Below are 23,628 nucleotides of genomic sequence, written 5' to 3'. Positions count from 1 at the left end.
CTTGGCTTATTACTTTGGCGCCCATTCATATATCCCTGCTTATACCCCGCAACCAAATCGTCGACGAACAGCGGCTGTCCCATTACATGACTATTAACGTTCTTTCCTGCTTCCCGGAACAATTGGTCCAATTGCTTGGGAGATAAATCGCTCTGCGCGTCATTCCGGCCTTCTCCATGTGACGCACGGGCTGGGGTCTGAGTAGGGCGGGAAGTCGATGAAGTAACGTTCCGTCCCGCTGCGGTCTGCCCGGAATAGTTCGGACCTGCACTTCTGACTCCCGAGCCTCTATGATAGGGTTGCGTCGGCTGCGCTTGTCTCGTTGGAGCTGGAGGGGCTTCTTTTTTATCGAAAAATCCTTCTTCCCGAATCAGTTCAACAAGTTGATACTCAGGAAAAAGAAATTTGAGCGCTTTCAACATATTTCTTCGGTTGATTCTCATACTTCCCGTTACCCCCTGCGGCCTATTACTCATACTTTTTTCCTATATTATACTATGCCTCTGCTAGTTTTGCTTTCAATCTATGGAATGTGTATGTAATAATTCCAGTCTAGTAGAACATCAAAAGCCCGCCACTGGGCAGGCTTGTTTAGAGTTATGTCTGAGGAAAACTTACTCATTCTCATTTCCACAAATCAGTTTTCCTCCGTGCGCAAATTAAATCCCTTAGCGATAAGCCAGACCGGTAGAACGATTTCGAATATCGCTCCAGGAATATAGAGAACGTTTCCTAAATCCAGGCCGATGATCGACAGAGAGCTGCTTACCAACAGTCCCGTATATCCAATCAGGCCAATGATGGACAATAATCGTGGAACCAGTCTCGATCGAATGAGGATATAACAAAACAACAAGCTGCCTAAACTCAGCGCAATCATGGCCATGTCAAATAACAGGAAATGAACGTCCACCGCTAAATTCCCCATCATTTGCAAATAGGAATCGTCGGAGGTTCCACCCGATATGGATTTATTGCTCAACGCAAGGAGAACAAGCGGTCCTAATAAGCTCAAAATAAGCAAGGCAGACTCCATAACCCGGGAAGCGAAGTACCCCATCGTAAACGTTTCATGATGTTTCTTTAATATCGGGTGCAGCAGCACGGCAATCCCCACAACTGCGATGGCATTGATCAACTCCAAGAGCAACCCCGTAAACACGCTTGTTCGTTCGGAATACATACTGCTGAGTAAATCAGTCCGATGCAAAATAGGATCCAATATCCCGCTTCCAATCAGGAATGCAGCCGTCGACAACAAAAATAACACCCCTGCCGCTCTTTCAGCTTTTCTCATGCCTTATCCCCTCTCTGAGCTATTTATTTGCAGTATAGCTCGAAGAGGAATCGGCCTGTAGACACTTTAGTGTGGTTTAGGGGTGTTCGTGAACAAATTTAACTCACGGGCGCGGGCGATCGCCTCCGTGCGCCGCTGCACGTGAAGCTTTTCGAAAATTCTTCGGTTGTGTCCTTTCACCGTATCCAAGGCCAGGAAAAGCTTCTCGGCGATTTCCCGGTTGGAGAGTCCCTGGGCTATGAGCTCCAGCACTTCGATTTCGCGTTGGCTGAGCGGCTCAATCCGGCTGCCCCTCATTCCGTCCTCAAGGACGCGGTTCACGCGCTCCAAACCCGTTTGAGCTTCTTTAATTACAGGGTGCGGCAGATCACCGGCCAGCTTCAGGGCCGTCCGGTAACGCTCTGCCGCCAGATCGGGCCGCCCTTCCGCTTCCCTGATTTGAGCGAATCCAATCATGGCCGTTACAGCCATCAGTTGATGATCAATCTTTAGGCAGTTCGATATGACTTCGTTATAGGCTTCACATGCACCGGCATAATCTCCCCGTCGCTGGCAAGCCACGCCCAGCATCCAGGCGGATGCCGTCCGGGCAGGCAGGTTATCCGGATGCAGATAGGCAAGCGCGCGGCGTGATTGGGCGATAACATCATCTATTCCGTTGGTTCCTCTTACCTCCGCATTCCGTGCAGACCCAATCAATCCGACAAGCCCCTCGGTCTTGTCTTCAAGCTCCGTGTCTTGCAAAGCCTCTTCGGCTGATTGAAGATTTAGTTCGGCAAGGTCGTGACTATCGGTCAAGCTTAAAGATGCCAGTGTAGCACGGGTCGCCGCAATCCATCCGATCATGTCCCTGATACCGGCGTCTTGTTCCATGCCCTCCATGGCCGCCTCTGCCGCTTGGAGCTTGTGTTCAACCCCTGTCGGCTTACCGGCAATCAATAGAGCGGAACCATAAAACACCCATAATTCGGGTCTGGCATCCAGCTCATTGACAGGCAGCGACTCCAGCCAGTTGAGCGTCATTCTGGCAGCCCCTCGCAGATGCAGCGGCATCCCGCTGCCTTGAAGCAGACGTGAACTTCGTTCTATATCCCCCGCTTCTATGGCATGACGGAACGCATCGAGCTCGAATCCGCTGCCTTCGTACCAGGTGCTCGCTCGTTTGTGCAATTCTGCGATATGGTCCGCACCATAGTTATCCAGCGACTTTTTACGAAGAATATCCGCGAACAAATGATGATAACGATACCAACGCCGTTCTTTATCCAGAGGAATGACGAACAAATTTTTACGTTCCAGATCGATTAACATTTCCTTACCGGCTACCTTAGGATCAAGTAACAGGTCATCGCATAACGGTCCGCAAAGCCGGTCGAGTTGGGAAGTTTGCAATAAAAAAGCCTGTATGTTTTCGGGCTGTCGCTGCAGTACTTCTTCTACCAGATAATCCAACACGAAATGGTGATTGCCTGTGAAAGACTGGAGGAGTTGACCGGCGTCCTGATCTTCCTCTATGGAGATCGCAGCCAAGCGCAGACCCGCAGCCCACCCTTCGGTGAGTGATTGAAACTCGGTTATGTGATCTGTCGAGAGATTGAGGTTCATTACATGATTAAAAAAAGCTTCGGCTTCCGAAAACGTAAATCTAATGTCGGCAGTGCGCAGCTCGGTTATTTGGTCCAGAACCCGTAATCGCGGCAGAGAAATTGCAGGGTCTTCGCGAGTCGTTATCACTAGGTGCATCTGTTTGGGAAGGTGGCTCAGCAGGAACATTAGAGCTTCGTCGACCTCTTTCGAACTCGCCGCATGATAATCGTCAAGGACAAGGATAAAAGGAGACGGCATAGCCGTGAGTTCATCTAGAAGAGCCGTAAGCACCAACTCTGTCGATGCCAATTGAAGTGATTGAAGTACGGAAAGTACGCCTTCTCCTATATTCCCCGATAGGGTCTGAAGAGCGGAGATCATATAAGTCAAAAAACGCGTAAGTTCGTTGTCCCCTTGTTCAAGGGAAAGCCATGCGGCCGGCCGGTCGCAGCCAGCTATCCATTCACAGACTAAAGTCGTTTTGCCGTAGCCCGCGGGGGCCGAAATAAGGGTCAGTTTTCGGTGCAAGCCCTTATTCAGCCTTTCGGTTAATCTTTGGCGCAGTACCGCTTTCGACCGAGGCGCAGGGATATATAACTTGGAGGCGATTATAGGAGTTAACATGGATCTATTATAACAACTCCCGGCAAGGTATGCCTTTTCCTAAGCAAATTTTCGTCACTTAGGATAGGGTTCTCCGCGGCGGAAGGAACGGCAACGGAGTAGGGGTTTGTCTTATGAAGTTATTAAAAAAGACCGGATGAACATCAGCTCTCCAGTCATTTTTCTTATTCTATTTAGTCTTTAATTCAATATCCGCCTTCCCGCCAAAAACGATCATCCCATCTTCAGGCAGTACTATGGAATGATTGTTAGTTGCCTTTGAAAAGTTCACAGGTATTCCGTTCTTGTCATAAACGGCAAATCCCCCACTGTCCCAAAAGAATATAGTGCAGTGGGCCAGTTCCAGAATTATATTGAAGAAGCCTTCAAAACCACTATTAAAGTGGAATTGAAGGCTTCGTTTTGTTAGGGCAAAAAACCAAAAAAACTTTTGGGACAGCCCCTTTCCCATGTCATAATTCGCTGCGCTGGTCCGGTAAATCAAGCGCGTTCGTCGGTGCCTCTCCGTGTATATGGCGACCATACCTCGACATTAGTGAGCTTGATTCCAAGTGTATCCGAAAAAGAAGGAGAATCTCTGCCACTACCAAAGCTACTGTTTTATTGTTGGTCCGGCAGACGTAATGCGTTTGCCGAAGTTTGCGCTTGATCTAAAAATTCCTCTGCTTGGGTCAAATGCTGCCGGGCCGTCTCCAAAGCTTGTGAATTTGTTGCCGCATTAGATTCACTTATTGAGTTTATTGCCTGATTTAAAGCCGTTTGCGCATCAGAAACCGCATTAGATGCATGCTTCTCCAGCGTATTGCCGCTCGAGTGAAGTGTACCTTCTGCCGGTTTTCTTGCATTTTCGGTAGCTAGACCAATTTTGTTTTCATTGGGCAAGATGATTCCTCCTTCCCTGAGCAAAGATCAATAACTTAAACAGAAATAAGTATGCGGTTGAGATTTTGTTTATATTCTTGCGACTGCATGGGAATATTCGGACCTACATTTCCGGCAATCCATTTTAGTATAGGAATCCAATGCGTAGGAAAATCTAACTTTGATGAAAGAAAGCAAGGAAGGGGATAATTTCTCAATGAATAAACCAACGCTAGCGCCACACGAATCGATGGAACTGCATGAAGCCTTAAACTTCAAAACGCTCTGTCTCGCTAAATCAAAACTAATGCAAGGCTTGGTCTTTGACCAAGAGCTGAAAGCGTTAATGCAGAAGGACGTCATATTATCCACGCAACAGATCGCCGAGCTCCAGGCCATCTACGCAAGAGCTCCATTCCAAGCGCCTGTTCCGAATAACCCGACACCTATCACTCATTAAAGGGGAGCGCCAATGAATACCGATTATTTAGATCCGATTAATTCATTAAATATGCCAGAGATGGCAGACATGACATTCGCAATGGATTTCCTTATTCGTGCCAAGGAGGGTGTACGAAATTTGTCCATCGCCCTGACGGAAACGGCTTCTCCCGATGTAAGAGCACTGCTGCGCAATCATCTAATGCAGGGGATTGCACTGCACCAGGAAATCTCGGAGCTTATGATTCGCAAAAAATGGTTTCATCCTTACGAGCTGAACGAACAGTACCAACTCGACCAGCTTTCAGCGAACAATACGGTGATGATCGGGCAGATGAATTTGTTCCCGGAGGATACATCGCGTAAAGGGATGTTTGATCGGACCCCAGATGAACATATTGGAGGACATAAAGCATGAAGGCGGTAACGTATCAAGGGATTAAAAATGTCGTGGTCAAAGAGGTGCCGGATCCGAAGATTGAGAAACCCGACGATATGATCGTAAGAGTGACCAGTTCCGCCATTTGCGGTTCGGACCTTCACCTGATTCACGGGATGATCCCTAACCTTCAGGAAAACTATGTAATCGGGCATGAACCGATGGGGATTGTAGAAGAGGTAGGCTCTGGAGTGACCAAGGTAAAGAAAGGCGACCGAGTGATCATCCCTTTCAACATCGCATGCGGAGACTGCTTCTATTGTAAGAATCAGCTGGAAAGCCAATGCGACAATTCAAACGATAACGGGGATATGGGCGCCTATTTCGGCTACTCCGGAACGACCGGTGGTTACCCCGGGGGGCAAGCTGAGTATTTACGTGTTCCGTTTGCTAATTTTACCCACTTCAAGATTCCTGAAAACTGCGAGCAACCGGACGAAAAGCTAAGCTTGATCGCCGATGCCATGACGACGGCATTCTGGAGCGTAGATAACGCCGGCGTCAAGAACGGAGATACAGTCATCGTGCTGGGCTGCGGTCCGGTCGGACTTCTGGCCCAGAAATTCTGCTGGCTGAAGGGAGCAAAGCGGGTCATCGCCGTAGACTATGTCGATTACCGCTTACAGCATGCGAAGCGAACGAACCATGTGGAAATCGTAAACTTCGAACAGGATAAGAATATCGGCAACAATCTTAAGGAAATGACCAAAGGCGGCGCCGATGTCGTGATTGACGCGGTAGGGATGGATGGCAAGATGAGCGATCTTGAATTTCTGGCCAGCGGTTTGAAACTGCAGGGCGGCACCATGAGCGCATTTATCATTGCGTCTCAGGCTGTCCGTAAAGGCGGGACCATCCAAGTCACTGGGGTATACGGCGGACGCTATAACGGATTCCCGCTCGGCGACATCATGCAGCGCAACGTGAATATCCGTTCCGGACAAGCCCCGGTCATTCACTACATGCCGTATATGTACGAGCTGGTAACATCGGGCAAAGTAGACCCTGGGGATATTGTTACGCATGTCATTCCGCTTAGTGAAGCCAAGCAAGGCTATGAAAAGTTCGATACGAAAACGGACAATTGCATCAAAGTCATCTTAAAGCCCTGAGTACGGGTAAATACAGGGGAGGAAAATCCGAATGAATTCTAATTACGCTTTGCATGAGACGCTGGAGGTTCATGAAATGGCTGCGTTCAAGACCGTCTGCCTGACCAAATCCAAAACCATGCAAGCTCTGGTAACCGACCCGGAGCTCAAGCAAATTTTACAGCAAGACGTGCAATTATCACAGCAGCAGCTTCAGGAGCTCGGTGGAGTGCTGTCTAAAGTGACCCTAACCTAAAGGAGATAGAAACAATGAACATCCTATTAGAACACTTGACAGGGCTTGATACGTTGACCGACGACGTGATCGCAATGGATTTTTTGATGAACGCCAAGAGCGGAGTCAGAAACTATGCCATGGCCGTAACCGAATGTGCCACCCCGGAAATCAAGCAAATTTTGATGAAACAGCTCAACGAAGCTATAGACTCCCATGAAAAGATAACCAACTACATGATGCAGCGGGGCCTATACCACCCCTACCATACTCCGGAGCAAATTCAGCTTGATTTGAAAAATATTCAGACCGCTATGAACATTCCGTCCTGACACCGTATTCGTCCCAACAAAACGCGCAAACCACCCTGGTTCAGGCGCGTTTTTTGATTTTAGCCGAAGACTCTGTAGAATAAAATGTTCCCCGAATTCAATTGGGTTGACCCAAAACAATATTTTTCATATAAAATACGATGTCATTAAAGTACAGTAATCCCACTGTTAAAAATGACTCTCAGAGAGTCACCCTCAAAGTGAAACTCAAAACTCAAAGTCAAATCATTGGGTTCGCCATTTGTCGTCAATGCATATTCGTAAGCAATTCCGCTTCCATCGTTAAAGTAATAGAAGGATTCTTGTTGATAAACACTGCCGTCTTTATAAACAGGCCTAAAGGTACATTCTACATCAAACCTATCGATCTGCCCCAACTCATTATCTTCCTTAAAACTCTCGATGACCTCTTTTAATAGCTCAACGTCCCAATCCTGCATATCATCAACTTTTTGAGCAATTTCCTCATATCGTCCATCTGCGATGGAGTCAACAATCTCTTTTGCGAACGCCCGAATGATATCTTTCTCTTTATCCAATACCCGTTTAAGCATACCACGTGCTCCCTTATCTCCAGAATAGTCTACCTTATGAAGATCGTCCCTTAAATGCTTTACCGATGCGAGGGCTGGCAAACTTTCTATTTAGTAGGTGGTACTTTCAATCTTAAAATCTAAATTGATGTCAATTTCCGCTGTCCCTTTCCTTTCTGTCTTTTGCAAAACAAACTCAAATGTGGGTTCATAATATGAATCCTGCAACGTTTCTCCACCCAATACTTCTATGCTGTACCAGCCGTTTTCAATTTCAATCATCGGCTTTTTGTATTGCCGGTAATGATTAAGTAAAGCGTTGACTCTCTCGTTAGTGAATTGTTCTAGTATTCGCCAAGTAAACAGCATCAGTATGTTGTTTTCAACTTTAAGCGAATAACCACCACGTCTAAATTGTAAATGGCTATCTGATCTCAACAACTCCGGTGTATCACCAGAAAGATTAAATATAATTGTATAGGGATAGTTTTCAATCCCTGCCATTGGAAGTACGATACCATCAAGCACGGCATGATCGCCGCTTTCGTTTGTTGTAAACTCCATGGCTAAGTTGTCCGAAAGATGATTGGACTGTTTCCAGCTCTCCAGCAGCAAAATATCCCCGAGAATGAAATAGTCTATCAGATCATTCAGCACTTCTGTAAATTTGCAGATCATTTAAAGCTCCTTTTTCCTCTTTTATCTCAAAGCTATAAATTCAACTTAATCAAATCATGCAGGAGAATTATAGAATCCTCCTTTTCTAACGGTACCTAAATAAGATCCCTCCATTACTTTGTTGGGAATAAGAGTACTAATATTGTGGCATTTGCCAACCCGTTTCTTCATCCCAAATGGCATCTGTATCATCTAGATGAACATGCCAATCCCCCTTAGAAATACTTCTTCTAATATACGTCAAACAGGTCAACCAATAATACAGCGCATTCAATATCACTTCAAAATCATCTGAAGAGGGCAGCTTTGTCGATCCTGCAAAGATCACGGTTGGTTCATCCTGATCATAGTCATAAACACAAAATGTTTCTCCAATATCCTTCATTTCAAAACCCGCATTGTATTTATCAATGATGGCTGTTATCTCTTGCTCCTCACTGCTGGTAAGGTTATGATTTCTCATACAAGTGTAATAAACAGAAACCCCCATGCTACATTTCCCCTCTTTTTTCAGTATATTGGAACTACCGTTCCCGTTTCCCCTTAATCCGATGCTCACTTTTTGATCCCGTACCATTCTACTTACATTTCATTGCTAATGCCTAACACTTCATCATTCTTCGCCAGCGTATGCTCAACCGGATGTATTCGGCTTGGTCTTCGATGCTGTGCAATGCGGAAGCTCAACTACTTCGTATCCGAGTTCGGTGTAAACGGCTTTCATCGCGTCAATGGTTCGGCCGGCTATTTCCAGGTCCCCTATTTTCGTTCGGTATCATTTCGATAAATGTCCCGCCATAGCAAAGCTCTGCGAAGCGCATTTTGCCTTTCCAATGTAAAGCGGCTGGTTGGTGATGACGAGCAGTGCTGTATGCGGTACATTATATCATGGAAGGTGTATAATAATCCCATATTATGGACTTACAAACATAAGGGACATTCATGAGTTTCGACAAATGTCGAGTGCCAGGCTGCATCTAATTTCCCTGCCAATATCCCTTACCAGACCGAGGGCAAATGCTCCGAGCTACAGATCCAATCAATTCCATCAACAGGGGCTTATTTAGTCCTGCAGAAATTCTAGCAATTGACAATCCCCTTGTTACAACTATGGGATTGTTTGCCTGAAGTCAAAGACTGTGCCGAACGCATTCGTTTATCCAATCAATCAATAGAACAGGAGAGATCACGTTGCAGCTCCCAGATTCCACTTATTCCGCAATTAGGGCTCTATGTAAACAAGGCGATGATTTAGTGAAGACAGGCGATTTTGACGCCGCCAAGCAAAATTATATGGCCGCCCTCCGTTTATTGCCTGAAAATCATCAAGAATGGGAGGCCGCTACCTGGATATATGCAGCTATTGGGGATGTCCACTATCGTTTGAAGAATTACGATAAGGCCTTCAAGTGCTTTTTTAATGCCGTGCAGTGTCCGAACGGGTTGGGGAATCCGTATATTCATCTTCGGTTGGGGCAGTTATATTACGAACTGGAAAACTTTGAAAAGGCAGCTGATGAGTTAACCCGGGCTTACATGGGTGCCGGTATTGAAATTTTTATGGAAGACGACCCCAAGTATCTTGAGTTTTTGGAGACAAACATAGAGATATGAAATTCAGGTTTACCATTCCGAATTCTGCCTCTTGCGAAAGGCAGATAAGAAGAGGCCAGCGGAATTTGACATCAACCCAAATTTTAAGCTTGAAAGTTCCGCCTACTAAAATATAATTGTTAAGGCCATCCTGCAGCAGGATAGCCTTAACTTGTGCCTAGCGTGTATTTTGTTAAAGTGTCCGCACTTCCCCTTAACCGCTCTTCCAAAATCAAACGCAGTTCATCAGGAATCCGTTCATACTCGACTCCTTTCCCCAAAAACAAAAGCCAATCCGCGTAATACTCTAGCGCCTCAACATCGGTCACATTCAGTTGAACATTGAAAATCCCACTCGACTGGAACATCCCCGTAAAGGACAAAATAATCCCCGGCGGATGCAAGCGCTTAAAGCGCTGAACTCCAGTCGTATCAAGCTTTACAACCAGATTGGATTCACGTGCATCAAGCCGTTTTTTGCTTAAAATCTCTTGCTCAGACCGCTTCATCTCCTGCTTAGAAATTGCCGAATCCCGCAGCATCTCAACGGGCAGATAACGAAACTCGTCGGTATCAAGATCATAAACCTCAACCAGCCAATGAGCGTTTGAATTAAAAATATGAATCAAAAAAACGTCCATTAACTGTGGCCACCCAGGACTCGGCTCATAAGTCAAACGCAAGTGCTTATCCCGCGCAGCAAGCGAAATCAACTGGTTCAACTCCGCAGGCGCCGCGTCATCGAGTTCCAACAGATTCGGATTAGCAGGATTTGTATTTTCAAAAAGCAAGATATTATTCAGCTCGATCAACTCGTCGTGCTGGGTTTGCGAAGCGATGCCGATGAGTTTTTCAGTGATGGAACGGCGATTTTGCAAATAGGGCAACTGCGAGTTTTTCGAAGCGATAAAGCTGATAAATATCGCTTTCAGCTCTTCCGGTGTGAAACGGACAGCGGACAGATACTGATTTTGCAGGACATTGTATCCACCCCCGCGCCCAAGCTCGGTCGTCAGCGGAAAACCCATCGCCTGAATCTCGTTAATGTCGCGAATCGCCGTCGCGCGGGAAATCTTGAACTCACGCTGAATCTCTGCAATCGTGAAATGCGCGCGGTTATTGATGAAGCGCATGATCAGGTTCACTCGTTCTATCTTTTTCATGATTTTATTGTATCAGAATTGTAGCATCCATAATGATTTTGGTTCTGGTTTTGATTCTGTTTTTGCACTACTTTTTGATATCGGACAAAAGGTTTCATTTTTTGATACATTTAGCGAATAGTATCAATCTTGTAAGATATGACCCTAAAGGAGAGATTAAAATGTCTACCTACTCCATCCAAACCATCTCGGAAAACTACAAAATGACTGCTTTCGGTGTTTCACTTGAGGACTACAACGACTGGGCAGGTAATGCCGCCAAAACTGCGGCGAAAAAAGCTGAAATCACTGAAAACGGCAAGCTTGCCAAACTTCTCGCACTCGCTGACGGGCAGGAATCTCAAATCAACTACGTTATCGACGGCAAAGCCTGGCGCGGCTTCGGCGTGAAGGGTGCATACGACGTGGAAGACGCGGTCGTCCTCGACTTCCTCGCTGGGGATTACCTCGTGGTGCCTAGCGCAGGCTCTGACAAAGACCGCCTTGCTGACGAAATAACAGGCAAAGTTTTCGGTGGCCTGCTGCAAGAAATCACGGACTACAAATACGTTGGTCCAGGTAACTCGACATTCGTCAAAGCAATTGAAGACGGTAAATTCTACGGAGAAATGTGGCTTCGTGTAAAAAAAGTAGTAGACTAATCTCAGTCAAAGGAGGTCTCTCATGGCAAATTACACAGTTGAACACAAAAAATCATTTACATTGACCGCTTATGGTTTTTCACTTCAATCGAATTTTCAAGACGCCCCAGCTCTGCAAAAGGAAAAAGCAGCGTTTTGGGCAGGACTCAAGGCCGACGGACGTTTTGATAAGCTCAAGGCGGCCGCAAAAGATAATCGCGAATGGTCCGTCAATGAGGTTTATCAAGGCAGACCGTGGAATTATTTCGCGGTAGAAGCCAGCAAATCGGTGGCTGACGCAACACGTATCATCGAATTTCCGGAAAGCGAGTACATCGTGCTCGCAGGAACCGGCGAAAAGGAAACTTTGTTTGATCAGCTGACTTACCGCGCTTTTGGCGAAGTCTTGGCACAAATCACTGACTATGCTTACATCGGCGGTCCAAATGCGACTTATCGCAAAGAAAACGGTAACGGCACTTTCTATGGAGAATTTTGGGTCCCCGTGGTTAAAAAATAATAGGATGGCAAGTGTATACCACCTATTTGAGGACTGACCATCGACAGCGGATTCGGGCTCGACTCTCCGTTATGGGTCGGTTTTATTCTGGCGATCTTGGGCTTAATTTCATTGCTTCCCTACTTAAAGAGAGCTAAAGCGTCAGCCTCATAATGAAGAGTAAGGTTGAGAGGTATCGAGAGAATCATTCTCCCTTATAGACTTTGTTCGGTCACTCCCGTCACCGGATCGAAGGTCAGCATTTTCGTCCCTATCTTATCGATGAAGAAGCGATCATGACTGACCGTAATGACGGCGCCGGGAAAATGGATTAGAGCTTGCTCCATGACCTGAATACTCATGAGATCCAGATGGTTGGTAGGCTCGTCCAAGATGATAACCGCCGAACCCGATAGAAGACACTTGGCCAGCGCCACCCGAGCCTTCTGTCCGCCGGACAGATTGCCGATCTCCTTGCTCAGATCCGCCTCCGAGAATTGCAGCATCGATAGAAATTTGGCCACCTTTTTGCGCGGGGCGTCCAGCCCCAATCCATACGTATTCACCGCGTGGCTAACGGTATCCTTGGGATCAAGCTCCTCCCACATCCGGTTGAAGTAGGCGTAGCTAACGCCCTTCTCCCAGATAACCTCTCCCGACTCCGGCTTCTCCGCCCCGGTAAGCGTCTTGATGAGCGTGGACTTCCCGCTTCCGTTCGGCCCCGCGATGACCAAGCGATCTTCCTTCTGAATATCGAAGCTAACGTTCTCGAAGATCTGCCTGCCCTCGTAGGTCTGTCCGATCTTCTTCACTTCGCATAGCTTATCCGGGAAACGCAGCCTCTCGTAAATATCGGTAATCAGTACGTTAACGGGATGCGGCTCGATCCGCTTCTTGTTATCCGCCAGCTTCCGTGAGAGACGGTCCTTGGAAGCGGATTTCCTGCTCGCGCGGTCGTCGATCGCCTCAGACTCCATGAGCAGCAGCTCTTCCTCCCATTCGAACTGACGGTCCAGCTCCTTCTTGCGCATCTTCTTCTTACGGACGTAATCGGTGTAGTTGCCTTCGTATTCCTGAAAATGATAATTCTCGATCTCGATCGTACGCGTGACGACCTTATCGATGAATTGCCGGTCATGCGACACCAGAATCATGGCTCCCTTGAACCGGTACAGCCACTGCTCCAGCCATGCAATGCCTTCCATATCCAAGTAATTCGTAGGCTCGTCGAGCAGAACGACATCGGGCAGCTCGATTAGTAACTTCGCGAGCGCCGCACGGTTACGCCATCCCCCGGACAACTCATCGATCGGCTGATTGCGAGATCTGTCGTTGAACCCTAGCTTCATGAGCACTGTGTTAATCTCGACGGACACGTTCCAGCCATCGAGATGATCCATTTGCTCGAATAACTCCGCCTGCCTCGCTAGCAGCCCCTCCATTTCGTTATTGTCTGTAACCAAACCCAGCTTATCTCCTACCTCTAGTAGCTCTCGTTCGATAAGGACAACCTGCTCGAAGCACATTTCCAGTTCTTGCTGAACAGACAGGCTTCCGCTCAATTCCGAGAATTGAGAGAAATATCCGATTTTCAACTGAGGATTTATTTCTACTCTGCCGGAAGTCGGCTCCTCTTTGCCCATAATGAGCTTAAATACCGTCGACTTGCCGGCACCGTTTCGTCCGATCAGGCCGATACGTTCCCCTTGCATAACTCGAAAATAAATATCGCGAAAGATCATGGACCCTTCATACTTCTTCGTGACGTTCTCCAAACGTATTACGCTCATGGCTATCACCCTTACTTTAGCAAGATATCGAAACTATTAAAGTTTTTATTCTACTGGCGGCAGCGAAGTTCGCAGCAGGGTCTCCATGTCGGCAATCGGTACGGCCAAACCGGCCTCTATCATTTGGTCTTGATGCTCGACACCGGCAGTAGCGAATACAACGGCGATGGCTTTGCCACGCTTGTTAATAACGGGAGAGCCGCTATTGCCGTTATAGACCGGCGCATCGAGGGCCATGACCGGCGTCTGACGGCCTTGGATCGGGACCAAGCCGATAATAGCCCCTTTGATGGCGATTTGCGTGAGATGAAGCGGATTGCCGATCACGTAGATTTGTTCATCAGGCTCCCACTGTTTGTTGTCTCGCTCGACTTCAATAAACGGCAGCCGTTGATCCCCGATGTCCGCCTTCAGTATGGCGATATCCAGATCGGGATCACTGCCCGACAGCTCCGCTTTATAACTCTGACTTTGCCCCGGGAATTTCACTATAATATAGCGGTTATCTTCGATGACGTGGTAGTTGGTCACAATATAGCCGCCGTTAATGTGAAATCCGGTGCCCTTGCCGTTGTCCGTGCTGACTGTAACAACCGCTTCTTTATAGCTTTGGATTTCAGCTTGGCTGGATAATTCCCTCGACCCGAACAAGAGCGGGAGCGTCTTCATGTTGTAGATTTGCGGCCAGAAGGCCAATATATTTCCGACTAGACCGGCAACGAGCAGAAATATGACCGTATTTCTGATCCACTTCCGTCGGTTGGCCGATGAACCCCCGTCGTCGTCCTCCTCTTCCGACTCAAAGTCCCACTCCTCGTCTGCATATGGGTGGTCATTCTCATGTTCTTGCTTCTCTTCGGAATGAGAAAGAGAGTTCTCTTTGTTTCGACTCGGATTATTTTCCATGCGCATCCCTCCGTATTCGCCGTAATCTTGTCCCGTTATTGTATCATCAAACTGCCTATAATTGGGGGAAGATGGCGGCAACGTCCTGCGTCGCATTGAATACATTATTAGTGCAGTTGGGAATTCAAACAAACCACTTCCGGGAATGGAGTGGTTTATTTGGGTTACATCATTGATATTTTTCCACTATCATCATGTTTTATTGCTAACTGACCTCACTTCGAGGGTTGTCCTTTAAAGCCTTTTAATCAGCTCTTCCAGCTCCTCTACCAATCCTTTTGCAAGTTCAAAATTAGTATCTTTTAAAGCCAATTCTATTTTCATTTCAACTGACTTTTTGTTTTGTTCCGCTTCTAAATAGTCTTTATCAAAATGACTAGCATAAATCATCTGTCTAAATTTTCGCATACTCATTTTTCTAATCGTCTTATCTTCAATGATTAATACATAATCCATACCATTTACAACAGTATAGAAATCATGAGATATCATGAGAATCGCACCTTTATAATCTTCAATGGCTTTTTCCAGTGCAATTTGCGTATAGGTGTCTAAATGGCTTGTAGGTTCATCAAGAAGCAATACGTTTGCCTTACTGGCAGAAACTTTGGCCAATTGGAGTATGTTTTTTTCTCCACCAGATAAAGATCCTATTTTCTGATTAACGATTTCTCCTTCAAAGCCATAGTGAGAGATATACGATCTAACCTCATCATAAGTACTAAACCCAGCCTCAATGAATTCTTCTAGTATTGTATTAGAATCCTTTAACACCTCGCCCTGAAACTGAGATAGATAAGTCACTTTTGCATCCGCATTTATTTCAATGGAATCATGGTTTTTTTTAAAGATATCTCGGAGTAAAGTCGTTTTTCCGGTACCGTTTGGACCGATAATAGCTACTTTATCCGTAGATTTTATCTCAAAGCTAACCTTGTCTAACAGCAGCTCATCAAAAGCAACACTATAATTACTGACCTTTACAACAATGGTGTCTTCAATCTCATGATCAATATCAAAACTAATATTCGGCTGCTTAATATCAACAAATGGCGCTTTAATTCTACGCGCTTCCAATCTCTCTTGAAATCTAACTCTAGCTTTTAACGCCCTCCCTCTGGATGCTTCTGAATTAATAGTTGCGATAGCTCTAAGATTATCAATAATGTTATCGTATCTCTCAATTTCTTCTTGTTCAGCGACTGCGATTTCTTGCAGCTCAATTTTTGTCTGAAGTAATGAGAAATTATACTCAATATATCGCCCATCGAACTCTTGGATCTCCCTATTTTCAAGGTGTATAATTTTGTTGAAACAATGATTGAGTAGATATCGGTTGTGCGTAACAACTAGCAGCATTCCTTTGTGAGAGTTAATAAGTTTTTTAAGCGCATTTAGGTTTTCGAAGTCTAGAAATACATCAGGCTCGTCCATAATCAATATGTCGGGACGATTAAGCATTTCCTTCATCACTTGAATAAGTTTGAATTCCCCGCCGCTCAGGTCGGCTACCTTACTATCTCTTCGCTTCATAAGGTTTGCTACATTTAGCTGCTTATGAATGTTGCTTTCAAAATCATCCCCACCAATAGCATCCAATGCGTCTAAAGCGAATTGATACTTTTCCAGTAACGGCTCTATATCTGTTGAGGTTTCCATTTCCGTGCAAATCGATTGAATTTCATTTTGAAGCTTTATAAATGGTTCTCCTATATATTCAAAAACGGTTGTTTCTTTCGTGTTGTCTAGTTCTGAGAACTGACTTACGTATCCGATTGTACAATCGGGGTCCATCTCTAATTTACCATCGAAAAGATATCTTTCCGGGTCCATCAGTATATCTATCAATGTGCTTTTCCCACTGCCGCTTGTTCCGATAAAAGCACAATGTTGTGCTTCTTCTAACGTAAATGAAATGTTGTTAAATAGTTCTTTTTGCGGAAATGAGAAGGATAAGTTATCGACTTTTATCATAGTATTACCTTTCTTTATCACTAAAATAGTGGCTATTAGATGTATGGCAAACCATGGATTTTGAATTTACCGCTGTTAGAGTAACACTGTTTACAACCAACTTCAATCCCCTTGTATCCCTTGTGGTCCTTATCGGACTAGCTGTCATTGCGGCGGGTGGTCGTTTTTAAGCCGACGTTAATCGGGTCTTAGATCAATGGTCTTTGGGCTGTATGCCATCTTTACCATTTATCGTTATAATGAGGGGAGGGATTTACGAGCGGCCAAAGCTCAAGAAAGGAATGTCCGGCATTATGACGATAACCGAGTCAAATCGACTGAGCGAGCTGAGCATTGAAGAGTGTCAGGGCCTGATCGCAGGCTGCGCCGAGGGAGCGGCGAGCAGCCCGTTTCAAATAAACTACGGTAACGAAGTGCGCTCCAAAGTGCGTCTCTTTCTGTCCGAATTGACACCCGAGGAGGCCTGGCTGCTCGAGCTGAACATCGGGCTGTTTTTGCTTCGCAAGCAATCGACCGACCGCCACTCGGGCTACTTCGCCCAGGTGGCGGCATCCGAGACGATAGATACGATTGAGGCTCACCTCAATAGCGGCTTGCCGCCGGAGATCGCGGTCAAGCATCAAGGGCGCCTGCTGGAGACGGCCGTTTACATCCGCGAAACGGTAAAGGCGAATGCGTGGTTCCCTCCAGCCTATTTGGATATCTATGTGGAGCTGTGGTTGATCCTGGTATCGTCCGATGCGGACAGCCCTCGCCTCTTTAAGGAGGAGCTGTCCCATTTGGCCGATGGATTCGGCAAGGAAAATAAGCTCTTCCCGCTTGTCGCCCGCGCTTGGATTCACTTCTGGCTTCAAGAGGATCAAGCTGCTTGGCGGCTGCTCGAAGCAGCGGAGCGGCATCGGCTGAATCCCGGGCATGTGTTCCGCTTTCTGCGCGTGCTGGAGGAGGCTGGCGAATGGATACGGCTAGAGGCTTGGCTAAGCCATTGCGCCACCGAGCGGGTCGGTCGCAGCCCCGGCAGCCTGGATACATATGGACGCTACTGGGAAGCCGTCGTCGGACAATTGCCGGAGGCCGAGAGGAACATGTGGAGCGCGATTACGAGCCTGCTTCCCTACTCCAGCAGCCTGTACGAGGAGAACCTGATGCGCTTCGGCCGTTGGCGTCAGTGGGTTGATTATCAGCTTAGCCTCGGCAGCGATCCGCTCGACTTCCGGGCGAAGGATCTGCAGCCCATCGAGAAGGAGGCCCCGGAGGCGCTGCTGCCGTTCTACCACCAAGGCACAGAGAAATACGTGTTGTTAAGAAATCGCCACGGCTACAAGCGCGCGGTGAAGCTGCTCAAACGGCTGGCCAAGCTGTACAAGAAGCTAAAGCGTGAGCAGCGGTGGGACGTGTACATAGAGACATTCGTTAGCCGGCATAGCCGGCTGCGGGCCCTCCAGGAAGAGCTGCGGAAAGGAAAGCTGATTCCATGACGACGATCGATAATCTGGATACTATCGCGGTTCGAATGGTGTTGACGTCGCATGGCGACGCGTTGTTCTTCACAGACCCGGATTCGCTGCGGGAGTGGACCGGGGTTCAACTGAAGCATCGCCTGTTCGCCTGGCACGAGCCGTCCTTCTATGGCACCGAGCTGGAGCTCGTCAAGGTCGGGGAGCTCGAAGCCATTGTGCTGCCCGCCGAAGAGGTCATCCCCTTCTTTGCATCTGGACCTCTACTGGCACATACGGAGTGGAAGTGGGAAGACGATGCCGCGCGCTTGGCCGAATTGGCGCCATTGCTGGCCGAATGCCTGGAGAAGCGGCTGTACGCGCCCGATCTTGCGGCTTACCGCAGCGGCTCGCTGCGCTGGAGCTGGGATGCGGCGGCGGTCGGTGCGACCTTCGGACAGGCGCGCCGCGACGAACTGGACCTGAAGAACAGCAGTTGGAGCGATGAGGCGCGCGACGGGCTGAAGGCGGCCTTCTCGGCGGTCGTCATGAGCCGTTTCTACGGAACGGAGCCGGACGAGGCGGATCTGCGCCGCGAATTCCCGGCCCTGTTCGCGCGCGAGAATGCGGCGGCCGCGACGGCGGGACTGGACGACGAGAGCTGGCTCGTGCAAATTGGCTGGAAAGCGGATGTCGCGCCGTTCCGCCCCTTGCTGCAACTATTGGAGCCATGGGAGGGCGACGAGCACTCCCGCTGGCGGCTGCGGTTCGTGCTGCAGGACAAGAGCGATCCGGCTAAGCTCCGCAGAGTACGGCTCGGCGACGACGGCTCGGCGGTCGGCAAGTGGCCTGACGCATGGGCGGAGGCTGTCCGCAGCCGCTCGGACGGTTGGCTGCAACGGCTGCGAGCCAGCCTTCCGCACGATCGGCTGTCGCGCGGCGAGGACGTGCTCGGCAAGCCGCTTGACGACGAGGCGGCCTGGCGGTTTCTGAACGAGGACAGCCGCCGGCTGCTCGAAGCCGGCTGGCAGGTGCTGCTGCCCGCATGGTGGGAAGCCGCAAGCCGCAAGAAACCGCGGCTGCGCGCGGCGGTGCAGTCGGAGGACGAGTCCAAAGAACGTGGCGGCATCAAGTCTTTATTCGGGCTGGAAGCGATTCTGAGCTTCAGCTGGCGCATCTCTATCGGCGGCGCCGACCTGAACGAGGAGGAGTTCAACGAGCTGCTCGCGCGAGGGGAGCGTCTCGTGAAGTTCCGGGACCGCTGGATCGTGCTCGACCCGGCGCTGATTGCCCAGATCCGCCGCATGATGGAAGGCATGGACAAGAGCCAGGGATTGAGCTTCCAGGATGTACTGCAATTGCATTTGCTCTCGCAGGCCGAGACGGACGCCGGCGCGGATGGCGGGGCCACGGATGCCGGTGCGGAGACATTCGGGACCAATGCTGCTCGCGTTGAGCTCGATGTCGAGCTGAACGCGCATTTGACCAGCCTATTCGCCAAGATTAATCAGCAGAGCGAATGGCCGCGGCTCGATCCGCCGGCCGGTCTGCGTGCCGAGCTGCGCAGCTACCAGCAGGACGGATTCGCCTGGCTGGCTTTTCTCCGCCGCTTCGGGCTCGGGGCCTGTCTCGCGGACGACATGGGCCTCGGCAAGACGGTCCAGTTGATTACCTACCTGCTCTACGCCAAGGAACAGGCGGACGAGGGGATGGGACTCCCTTCGCTTATCGTCTGCCCCACGTCGGTGCTCGGCAACTGGCAGAAGGAGATCTCCCGCTTTGCCCCGTCGCTGCGAGTGGCCATGCATTACGGCCCCGGGCGTAAGAGCGGCGACGCGTTCCGGAACGAGGCCCGCAGCGTTGACGTCATACTGACCTCCTTTGCTACCGCCTCGCTCGACCAGGAGACGCTCGCCGGATTCCAATGGGGCGCCGTCTGTTTGGACGAGGCCCAGAACATTAAGAATGCCGGGACCAGGCAGGCCGCGGCGGTCAAGAGCTTTCCCGCGCTCCATCGCATCGCGCTCACCGGGACGCCGATCGAGAACCGGTTGGCGGAGCTATGGTCCATCTATGATTTTATCGTGCCTACCTATCTCGGGGCCGCCAAGTCGTTCCAGGAACGGTTCGCCTCTCCGATCGAGCGCGAGCAGGACGGGCGTCGCATGGCTGAACTAAAGCGGCTAGTGAAACCGTTCATGCTGCGACGCAAGAAGAAGGATCCCGCCATCCAGCTCGACCTGCCGGACAAAAACGAGATGAAGACATATGTTCCACTGACCTCCGAGCAGGCCGCCCTGTACGACAATTGCGTTAAGGAGCTGCTAGAGAAGCTGAAGAAGCTCGACGGCATCCAGCGCAAAGGCGCTATTCTCGGGGCGCTGACGCGGCTCAAGCAGGCTTGCGACCATCCAGCTCTACTGGATCAGGATATAGGAACGGAGCTGGAGGATGGCCCTCTACATACGGAGGCGATCGTCGCCCGCTCCTCCAAGCTGGAGAGGCTGCTGGCCATGGTCAAGGAGCTGCGCGAGGCGGACGAGCGCTGCCTCATCTTCACGCAATACATCGGCATGGGCAAGATGATACAGGATGTACTGCAGCGCGAGCTGGACGAACCCGTGCTATACCTGAACGGCAGCACGCCGAAGGCGCAGCGGGACCGGATGGTCGAACGGTTCCAGTCCCGCGACCTTCCGCCGTCCGAGCAGCCGAACGTGTTCATCCTCTCCCTCAAGGCGGGAGGCGTCGGGCTTAACTTGACCGCGGCGAACCACGTCTTCCACTTCGACCGCTGGTGGAACCCGGCCGTTGAGAACCAGGCGACCGACCGCGCCTACCGGATGGGCCAGACACGCGACGTGCAGGTGCATAAATTCATCTCGCTCGGCACCCTCGAGGAGCGCATCGACGAGATGCTGGTGAACAAGCAGCAGCTAAGCGACAACGTCATCTCCAGCTCGGAGGGCTGGATTACCGAGCTGTCGACGGATGCGCTGCGGGAGTTGTTCTCGCTGCGGCGGGACTGGTCTCGCGATTAAGCGGGATTTGGGATACCTAGAAGCCACTCCTTACAATGGAGTGGTTTTTATGTATGGTTTCCTTTCATTTCATCTGTTGCTTCCCTTAATTGATTTGCACCCTTCGTCAGTCCAAGGAAATTCCCTAATAGCAACAACATCAAAATTAAACTCATGTAATAGTTGGATAGATTCAAAAGTAAAATTATAGCCTATAGCAAAGTTCTTAACTTCATCATTAACACTTATGTCCATCTTACTCAAGGCTTTTCTCAAGCCATTACTTTGGTCTTATCCAATAAAACATACCACCCTTGGTAACAAAGCTAATTTTGATGATATTCATTAACAATCACCATATACTACCTACTTATGATAAGATTCAGCGTAACGGGTCTATCGGCGAAAAATACGAAAGGAGCCTGCCCCGAAGATGCCCATCAAGTTCGTCTCATGTCAGATAATGTATTTGTGGCCTTCTCTCTATTCTTGGGTTAACGGTGACTTTAGTGCGCGGTTCCTCAATATGAAAAAAAACAGGCATAAACGGCCTGTTTAGCACAAAAACCAAATTATTTTTGGAGTCCAAGTTGCTTCCATAGGGTGATAAGCTCATCAGCACTTTCCCCAGTCGTTTTATAATTGAACTCACCATCTGAGAATAGGGTATAAGAATCATAATAGAATACTTGCAGGGCAGTTTTCTTTCCACTTTTCTCAGTAAGAACTAACTCATCGGAACTCCCTATTGTAGTACTGACACCTTCAGTAACTTTTTTTGCTTTTTTAACAGCTTTGAGGAATATGGCAACTTGATCTTCGGATAAATCTATTCCACCATCTGTACTACTATGTTTTTGAGCTTTAACACCGGTAATTTCAGAAGGATTAAATGTGAAGCTTTCGCTACATCCGACAACAGCAATCAAGCATATAGATAAAATAAATAAACGTAATAAATTTTTAAATACCAATCGTTTCCCCCCCCTTTTTGGGTCTGTCTAGCTAAGAGTGAGAAAAAATCTTTTGTCGTCGTCAAATAATTGGTACACATAGGGATTTATTTTAGCCGCATACCCATAGCTGAAATCGTTAGCTGTTCCTGAAACAATTCCCAATAACGTTTCAGATGTCCATACCACTCCACCACTATCACCATGATCGCAAAATTTATTAGTACCAGATTTAATTTTTACCACATCTTTTGCAGTAAAATCAAAATTACCCTTATCATCCACGTAATTAATATCTGTACTAATTTTATTCACGGTCCCGCAAGTATAATCCGTTGTCTTTCCTGCTTTGCACACAATTTGATTTTGAACAAAATCACCCAAACTAGTGACTTTTGCATCGTAGTCACTAGTTCCATTTTTCAATACCAAATTAGTTAAAGTTCTTCCCGTATCAGTGACTCGTATGAGGCCAATGTCTAAATTATTACCAGCGATTATGCCAGAATAGTGTTCCGTTCCAACGGCTTTATTATATTGGTAAGCAGTTCCATTTAGATTTTTAATACAATGACCGGCTGTAATAATAAACTTGGTGCTACCTTTTGTGGCAGTTGCAGCTGTTGAACATATTGCTTGTTGGCTATTAGTTTGTATACCAATACCGCCACCTAACCTATCAAAATTATGTTCTCTAAAAGTATTGGCAGTTGTTTGAGCTGGCTCCAATTTTTCGTCAATTATAAAATCAATCTTATCCCCATATAATGTAGTTAATTTCTTTTGAACTTTCTCGGATATTTTTTTTGCTTGAATAACAATTTTATTTGCAGCACTATCTAAACTTACTTCCAAGATTTCAGTCTCTTTATCTTCAAAGTCAGTCAGCGTGTTAAAAACATTATTTTTTACGTCCATAAGTTCATTCGTAGAATATTTCACTTTAACTACTTTTATTCTTTTCTTGTTTGCTTTTCCGATATTATCCTTTAATTTTTTTGTCAATTCTACGTCTTTTGCTATACCAATTACAATTTTATTATCTTTGGAATCAAAAAATACTGTACCAAATGAATCTAACTGATTTATATTGGATGAACTCTTAGTCAGTTTATTCTGATCACCAAATGTTTCTTTTGCTATTTCATCAAATTCTTTTTGCGATAATTGCTGTTCACTCATTTGATCTTGGAAAACCTGAATATCATTCTTTGACTGCGAATCGGCGGCATTACTTTGGTGAGGATATATCATTAGCAATAGCATTATTAAACAAGTAAAAACTTTAAAAATTTTCATAAAGTCCCTCCACTCAATATCCGTTATTACCCAAGGTAACAAATGTGTTCAACAATAATACTTCTATCCTTGCTAGGTCCATTAGTTCCTATATCTTATCGCAAAATGAGTAACAAACTAACATCAAATTCTTATTATGTGGATAATTACATACGCCGTTTACATATTCTCTGTTGAGGTATAGTTCTTGTAGGAATTCCAGTTGGGTGACGCTTTACCTATTCCTCCTTTTTACTTATTAGATATTCCCTATATTT

At 47.6% G+C, this 23,628-nt stretch carries 23 protein-coding genes; 10 read left to right on the top strand and 13 right to left on the bottom strand.

All coding sequences use genetic code 11. The features are described from left to right. Positions 1-637: 637 nt before the first annotated feature. The 4 genes from C4S74_RS11145 to C4S74_RS11130 all read right to left on the bottom strand — a co-directional run bounded on the left by C4S74_RS11145 (position 638) and on the right by C4S74_RS11130 (position 4,390). Positions 638-1,297 (bottom strand): DUF4386 domain-containing protein, encoded by a 660-nt coding sequence (locus tag C4S74_RS11145; protein WP_103995405.1) that lies wholly within the window; start codon positions 1,295-1,297, stop codon positions 638-640. A 66-nt stretch (positions 1,298-1,363) separates the two neighbouring features. Further along, positions 1,364-3,412, bottom strand: a complete 2,049-nt coding sequence (locus C4S74_RS11140; protein WP_258042456.1) for a LuxR C-terminal-related transcriptional regulator — start codon at positions 3,410-3,412, stop codon at positions 1,364-1,366. A 265-nt stretch (positions 3,413-3,677) separates the two neighbouring features. Next, entirely contained in the window at positions 3,678-3,959 is a 282-nt protein-coding gene (locus tag C4S74_RS11135) for a hypothetical protein (protein WP_146065492.1), read from the bottom strand. 149 nt (positions 3,960-4,108) lie between these two features. Continuing rightward, positions 4,109-4,390: a hypothetical protein gene (locus C4S74_RS11130; protein WP_103995402.1), complete on the bottom strand. Its 282-nt coding sequence runs from the start codon at positions 4,388-4,390 to the stop codon at positions 4,109-4,111. Positions 4,391-4,586: 196 nt separating this feature from the next. Here C4S74_RS11130 and C4S74_RS11125 point away from each other — a divergent pair, with 196 nt between their 5' ends. From C4S74_RS11125 to C4S74_RS11105, 5 genes are read left to right on the top strand one after another with little or no spacing between them, the layout of a single operon-like run. Beyond that, complete coding sequence (locus C4S74_RS11125; RefSeq protein ID WP_103995654.1) at positions 4,587-4,829, top strand: spore gernimation protein GerQ; 243 nt, start codon at positions 4,587-4,589, stop codon at positions 4,827-4,829. 12 nt (positions 4,830-4,841) lie between these two features. After that, positions 4,842-5,228, top strand: coding sequence for a spore coat protein (locus C4S74_RS11120; protein ID WP_103995401.1), 387 nt, complete (start codon positions 4,842-4,844; stop codon positions 5,226-5,228). Further along, a complete protein-coding gene (locus C4S74_RS11115) occupies positions 5,225-6,361 on the top strand; it encodes a zinc-dependent alcohol dehydrogenase (RefSeq protein ID WP_103995400.1) in 1,137 nt (378 codons plus the stop codon). The genes C4S74_RS11120 and C4S74_RS11115 overlap by 4 nt, the downstream gene beginning before the upstream one ends. A gap of 31 nt (positions 6,362-6,392) precedes the next feature. Next, positions 6,393-6,596 (top strand): hypothetical protein, encoded by a 204-nt coding sequence (locus C4S74_RS11110; protein ID WP_103995399.1) that lies wholly within the window; start codon positions 6,393-6,395, stop codon positions 6,594-6,596. 14 nt (positions 6,597-6,610) lie between these two features. Beyond that, positions 6,611-6,907: a spore coat protein gene (locus C4S74_RS11105; protein WP_103995398.1), complete on the top strand. Its 297-nt coding sequence runs from the start codon at positions 6,611-6,613 to the stop codon at positions 6,905-6,907. 146 nt (positions 6,908-7,053) lie between these two features. Here C4S74_RS11105 and C4S74_RS11100 read toward each other — a convergent pair whose 3' ends face one another. From C4S74_RS11100 to C4S74_RS11090, 3 genes are all read right to left on the bottom strand, one after another. Then, the gene (locus tag C4S74_RS11100; RefSeq protein ID WP_103995397.1) at positions 7,054-7,461 is read right to left on the bottom strand and encodes a hypothetical protein; all 408 of its coding nucleotides are present in this window, start codon (positions 7,459-7,461) and stop codon (positions 7,054-7,056) included. Between the two features lie 90 nt (positions 7,462-7,551). Continuing rightward, entirely contained in the window at positions 7,552-8,118 is a 567-nt protein-coding gene (locus C4S74_RS11095) for a hypothetical protein (protein ID WP_103995396.1), read from the bottom strand. A gap of 136 nt (positions 8,119-8,254) precedes the next feature. Beyond that, complete coding sequence (locus tag C4S74_RS11090; RefSeq protein ID WP_103995395.1) at positions 8,255-8,608, bottom strand: hypothetical protein; 354 nt, start codon at positions 8,606-8,608, stop codon at positions 8,255-8,257. 701 nt (positions 8,609-9,309) lie between these two features. Between C4S74_RS11090 and C4S74_RS11085 the strand changes: the two genes are divergently transcribed. Continuing rightward, on the top strand, positions 9,310-9,732 hold the full coding sequence (locus tag C4S74_RS11085) for a tetratricopeptide repeat protein (protein ID WP_103995394.1): 423 nt from the start codon (positions 9,310-9,312) through the stop codon (positions 9,730-9,732). 146 nt (positions 9,733-9,878) lie between these two features. Here the strand turns inward: C4S74_RS11085 and C4S74_RS11080 are convergent, their stop codons facing one another. Continuing rightward, the gene (locus C4S74_RS11080; RefSeq protein WP_258042455.1) at positions 9,879-10,856 is read right to left on the bottom strand and encodes a YafY family protein; all 978 of its coding nucleotides are present in this window, start codon (positions 10,854-10,856) and stop codon (positions 9,879-9,881) included. 179 nt (positions 10,857-11,035) lie between these two features. On the opposite strand from C4S74_RS11080, the gene C4S74_RS11075 reads away from it, so the two are divergent. Both C4S74_RS11075 and C4S74_RS11070 read left to right on the top strand, forming a co-directional pair. Then, a complete protein-coding gene (locus tag C4S74_RS11075; RefSeq protein ID WP_103995393.1) occupies positions 11,036-11,515 on the top strand; it encodes a hypothetical protein in 480 nt (159 codons plus the stop codon). A gap of 22 nt (positions 11,516-11,537) precedes the next feature. Beyond that, positions 11,538-12,014 (top strand): GyrI-like domain-containing protein, encoded by a 477-nt coding sequence (locus C4S74_RS11070; RefSeq protein ID WP_103995392.1) that lies wholly within the window; start codon positions 11,538-11,540, stop codon positions 12,012-12,014. A 194-nt stretch (positions 12,015-12,208) separates the two neighbouring features. Here C4S74_RS11070 and C4S74_RS11060 read toward each other — a convergent pair whose 3' ends face one another. The 3 genes from C4S74_RS11060 to C4S74_RS11050 all read right to left on the bottom strand — a co-directional run bounded on the left by C4S74_RS11060 (position 12,209) and on the right by C4S74_RS11050 (position 16,663). Then, entirely contained in the window at positions 12,209-13,783 is a 1,575-nt protein-coding gene (locus C4S74_RS11060) for an ABC-F family ATP-binding cassette domain-containing protein (protein WP_103995391.1), read from the bottom strand. A 45-nt stretch (positions 13,784-13,828) separates the two neighbouring features. Beyond that, entirely contained in the window at positions 13,829-14,689 is an 861-nt protein-coding gene (locus tag C4S74_RS11055; protein ID WP_103995390.1) for a serine protease, read from the bottom strand. A 234-nt stretch (positions 14,690-14,923) separates the two neighbouring features. Beyond that, complete coding sequence (locus C4S74_RS11050; RefSeq protein ID WP_103995389.1) at positions 14,924-16,663, bottom strand: ABC-F family ATP-binding cassette domain-containing protein; 1,740 nt, start codon at positions 16,661-16,663, stop codon at positions 14,924-14,926. 212 nt (positions 16,664-16,875) lie between these two features. Here C4S74_RS11050 and C4S74_RS11045 point away from each other — a divergent pair, with 212 nt between their 5' ends. Beyond that, positions 16,876-18,141, top strand: a complete 1,266-nt coding sequence (locus C4S74_RS11045) for a hypothetical protein (RefSeq protein WP_258042454.1) — start codon at positions 16,876-16,878, stop codon at positions 18,139-18,141. Then, positions 18,138-21,140 carry a DEAD/DEAH box helicase gene (locus C4S74_RS11040; protein WP_103995388.1) on the top strand — a complete coding sequence of 1,001 codons (3,003 nt, stop codon included), beginning with the start codon at positions 18,138-18,140 and terminating at the stop codon, positions 21,138-21,140. Before C4S74_RS11045 ends, C4S74_RS11040 begins: the two co-directional genes overlap by 4 nt. 551 nt (positions 21,141-21,691) lie before the next feature. Here the strand turns inward: C4S74_RS11040 and C4S74_RS11035 are convergent. Further along, a complete protein-coding gene (locus tag C4S74_RS11035; RefSeq protein WP_103995387.1) occupies positions 21,692-22,093 on the bottom strand; it encodes a hypothetical protein in 402 nt (133 codons plus the stop codon). Positions 22,094-22,120: 27 nt separating this feature from the next. Next, positions 22,121-23,371 carry a S1 family peptidase gene (locus C4S74_RS11030; protein WP_103995386.1) on the bottom strand — a complete coding sequence of 417 codons (1,251 nt, stop codon included), beginning with the start codon at positions 23,369-23,371 and terminating at the stop codon, positions 22,121-22,123. Positions 23,372-23,628: the final 257 nt, after the last annotated feature.

Source organism: Paenibacillus sp. UNC499MF, from assembly GCF_900107975.1.
Taxonomy (GTDB): domain Bacteria; phylum Bacillota; class Bacilli; order Paenibacillales; family NBRC-103111; genus Paenibacillus_F.
This window is presented reverse-complemented; position numbering and strand designations above follow the sequence as displayed.

What these genes read in the sequence shown, in the direction of transcription:
- C4S74_RS11145 (WP_103995405.1), bottom strand. Translation starts at nt 1,297, where the DNA reads ATGAGAAAAGCTGAAAGAGCGGCAGGGGTGTTATTTTTGTTGTCGACG.
- C4S74_RS11135 (WP_146065492.1), bottom strand. Translation starts at nt 3,959, where the DNA reads ATGGGAAAGGGGCTGTCCCAAAAGTTTTTTTGGTTTTTTGCCCTAACA.
- C4S74_RS11125 (WP_103995654.1), top strand. Translation starts at nt 4,587, where the DNA reads ATGAATAAACCAACGCTAGCGCCACACGAATCGATGGAACTGCATGAA.
- C4S74_RS11120 (WP_103995401.1), top strand. Translation starts at nt 4,842, where the DNA reads ATGAATACCGATTATTTAGATCCGATTAATTCATTAAATATGCCAGAG.
- C4S74_RS11115 (WP_103995400.1), top strand. Translation starts at nt 5,225, where the DNA reads ATGAAGGCGGTAACGTATCAAGGGATTAAAAATGTCGTGGTCAAAGAG.
- C4S74_RS11110 (WP_103995399.1), top strand. Translation starts at nt 6,393, where the DNA reads ATGAATTCTAATTACGCTTTGCATGAGACGCTGGAGGTTCATGAAATG.
- C4S74_RS11105 (WP_103995398.1), top strand. Translation starts at nt 6,611, where the DNA reads ATGAACATCCTATTAGAACACTTGACAGGGCTTGATACGTTGACCGAC.
- C4S74_RS11100 (WP_103995397.1), bottom strand. Translation starts at nt 7,461, where the DNA reads ATGCTTAAACGGGTATTGGATAAAGAGAAAGATATCATTCGGGCGTTC.
- C4S74_RS11095 (WP_103995396.1), bottom strand. Translation starts at nt 8,118, where the DNA reads ATGATCTGCAAATTTACAGAAGTGCTGAATGATCTGATAGACTATTTC.
- C4S74_RS11090 (WP_103995395.1), bottom strand. Translation starts at nt 8,608, where the DNA reads ATGGGGGTTTCTGTTTATTACACTTGTATGAGAAATCATAACCTTACC.
- C4S74_RS11075 (WP_103995393.1), top strand. Translation starts at nt 11,036, where the DNA reads ATGTCTACCTACTCCATCCAAACCATCTCGGAAAACTACAAAATGACT.
- C4S74_RS11070 (WP_103995392.1), top strand. Translation starts at nt 11,538, where the DNA reads ATGGCAAATTACACAGTTGAACACAAAAAATCATTTACATTGACCGCT.
- C4S74_RS11060 (WP_103995391.1), bottom strand. Translation starts at nt 13,783, where the DNA reads ATGAGCGTAATACGTTTGGAGAACGTCACGAAGAAGTATGAAGGGTCC.
- C4S74_RS11055 (WP_103995390.1), bottom strand. Translation starts at nt 14,689, where the DNA reads ATGGAAAATAATCCGAGTCGAAACAAAGAGAACTCTCTTTCTCATTCC.
- C4S74_RS11050 (WP_103995389.1), bottom strand. Translation starts at nt 16,663, where the DNA reads ATGATAAAAGTCGATAACTTATCCTTCTCATTTCCGCAAAAAGAACTA.
- C4S74_RS11045 (WP_258042454.1), top strand. Translation starts at nt 16,876, where the DNA reads ATGCCATCTTTACCATTTATCGTTATAATGAGGGGAGGGATTTACGAG.
- C4S74_RS11040 (WP_103995388.1), top strand. Translation starts at nt 18,138, where the DNA reads ATGACGACGATCGATAATCTGGATACTATCGCGGTTCGAATGGTGTTG.
- C4S74_RS11030 (WP_103995386.1), bottom strand. Translation starts at nt 23,371, where the DNA reads ATGAAAATTTTTAAAGTTTTTACTTGTTTAATAATGCTATTGCTAATG.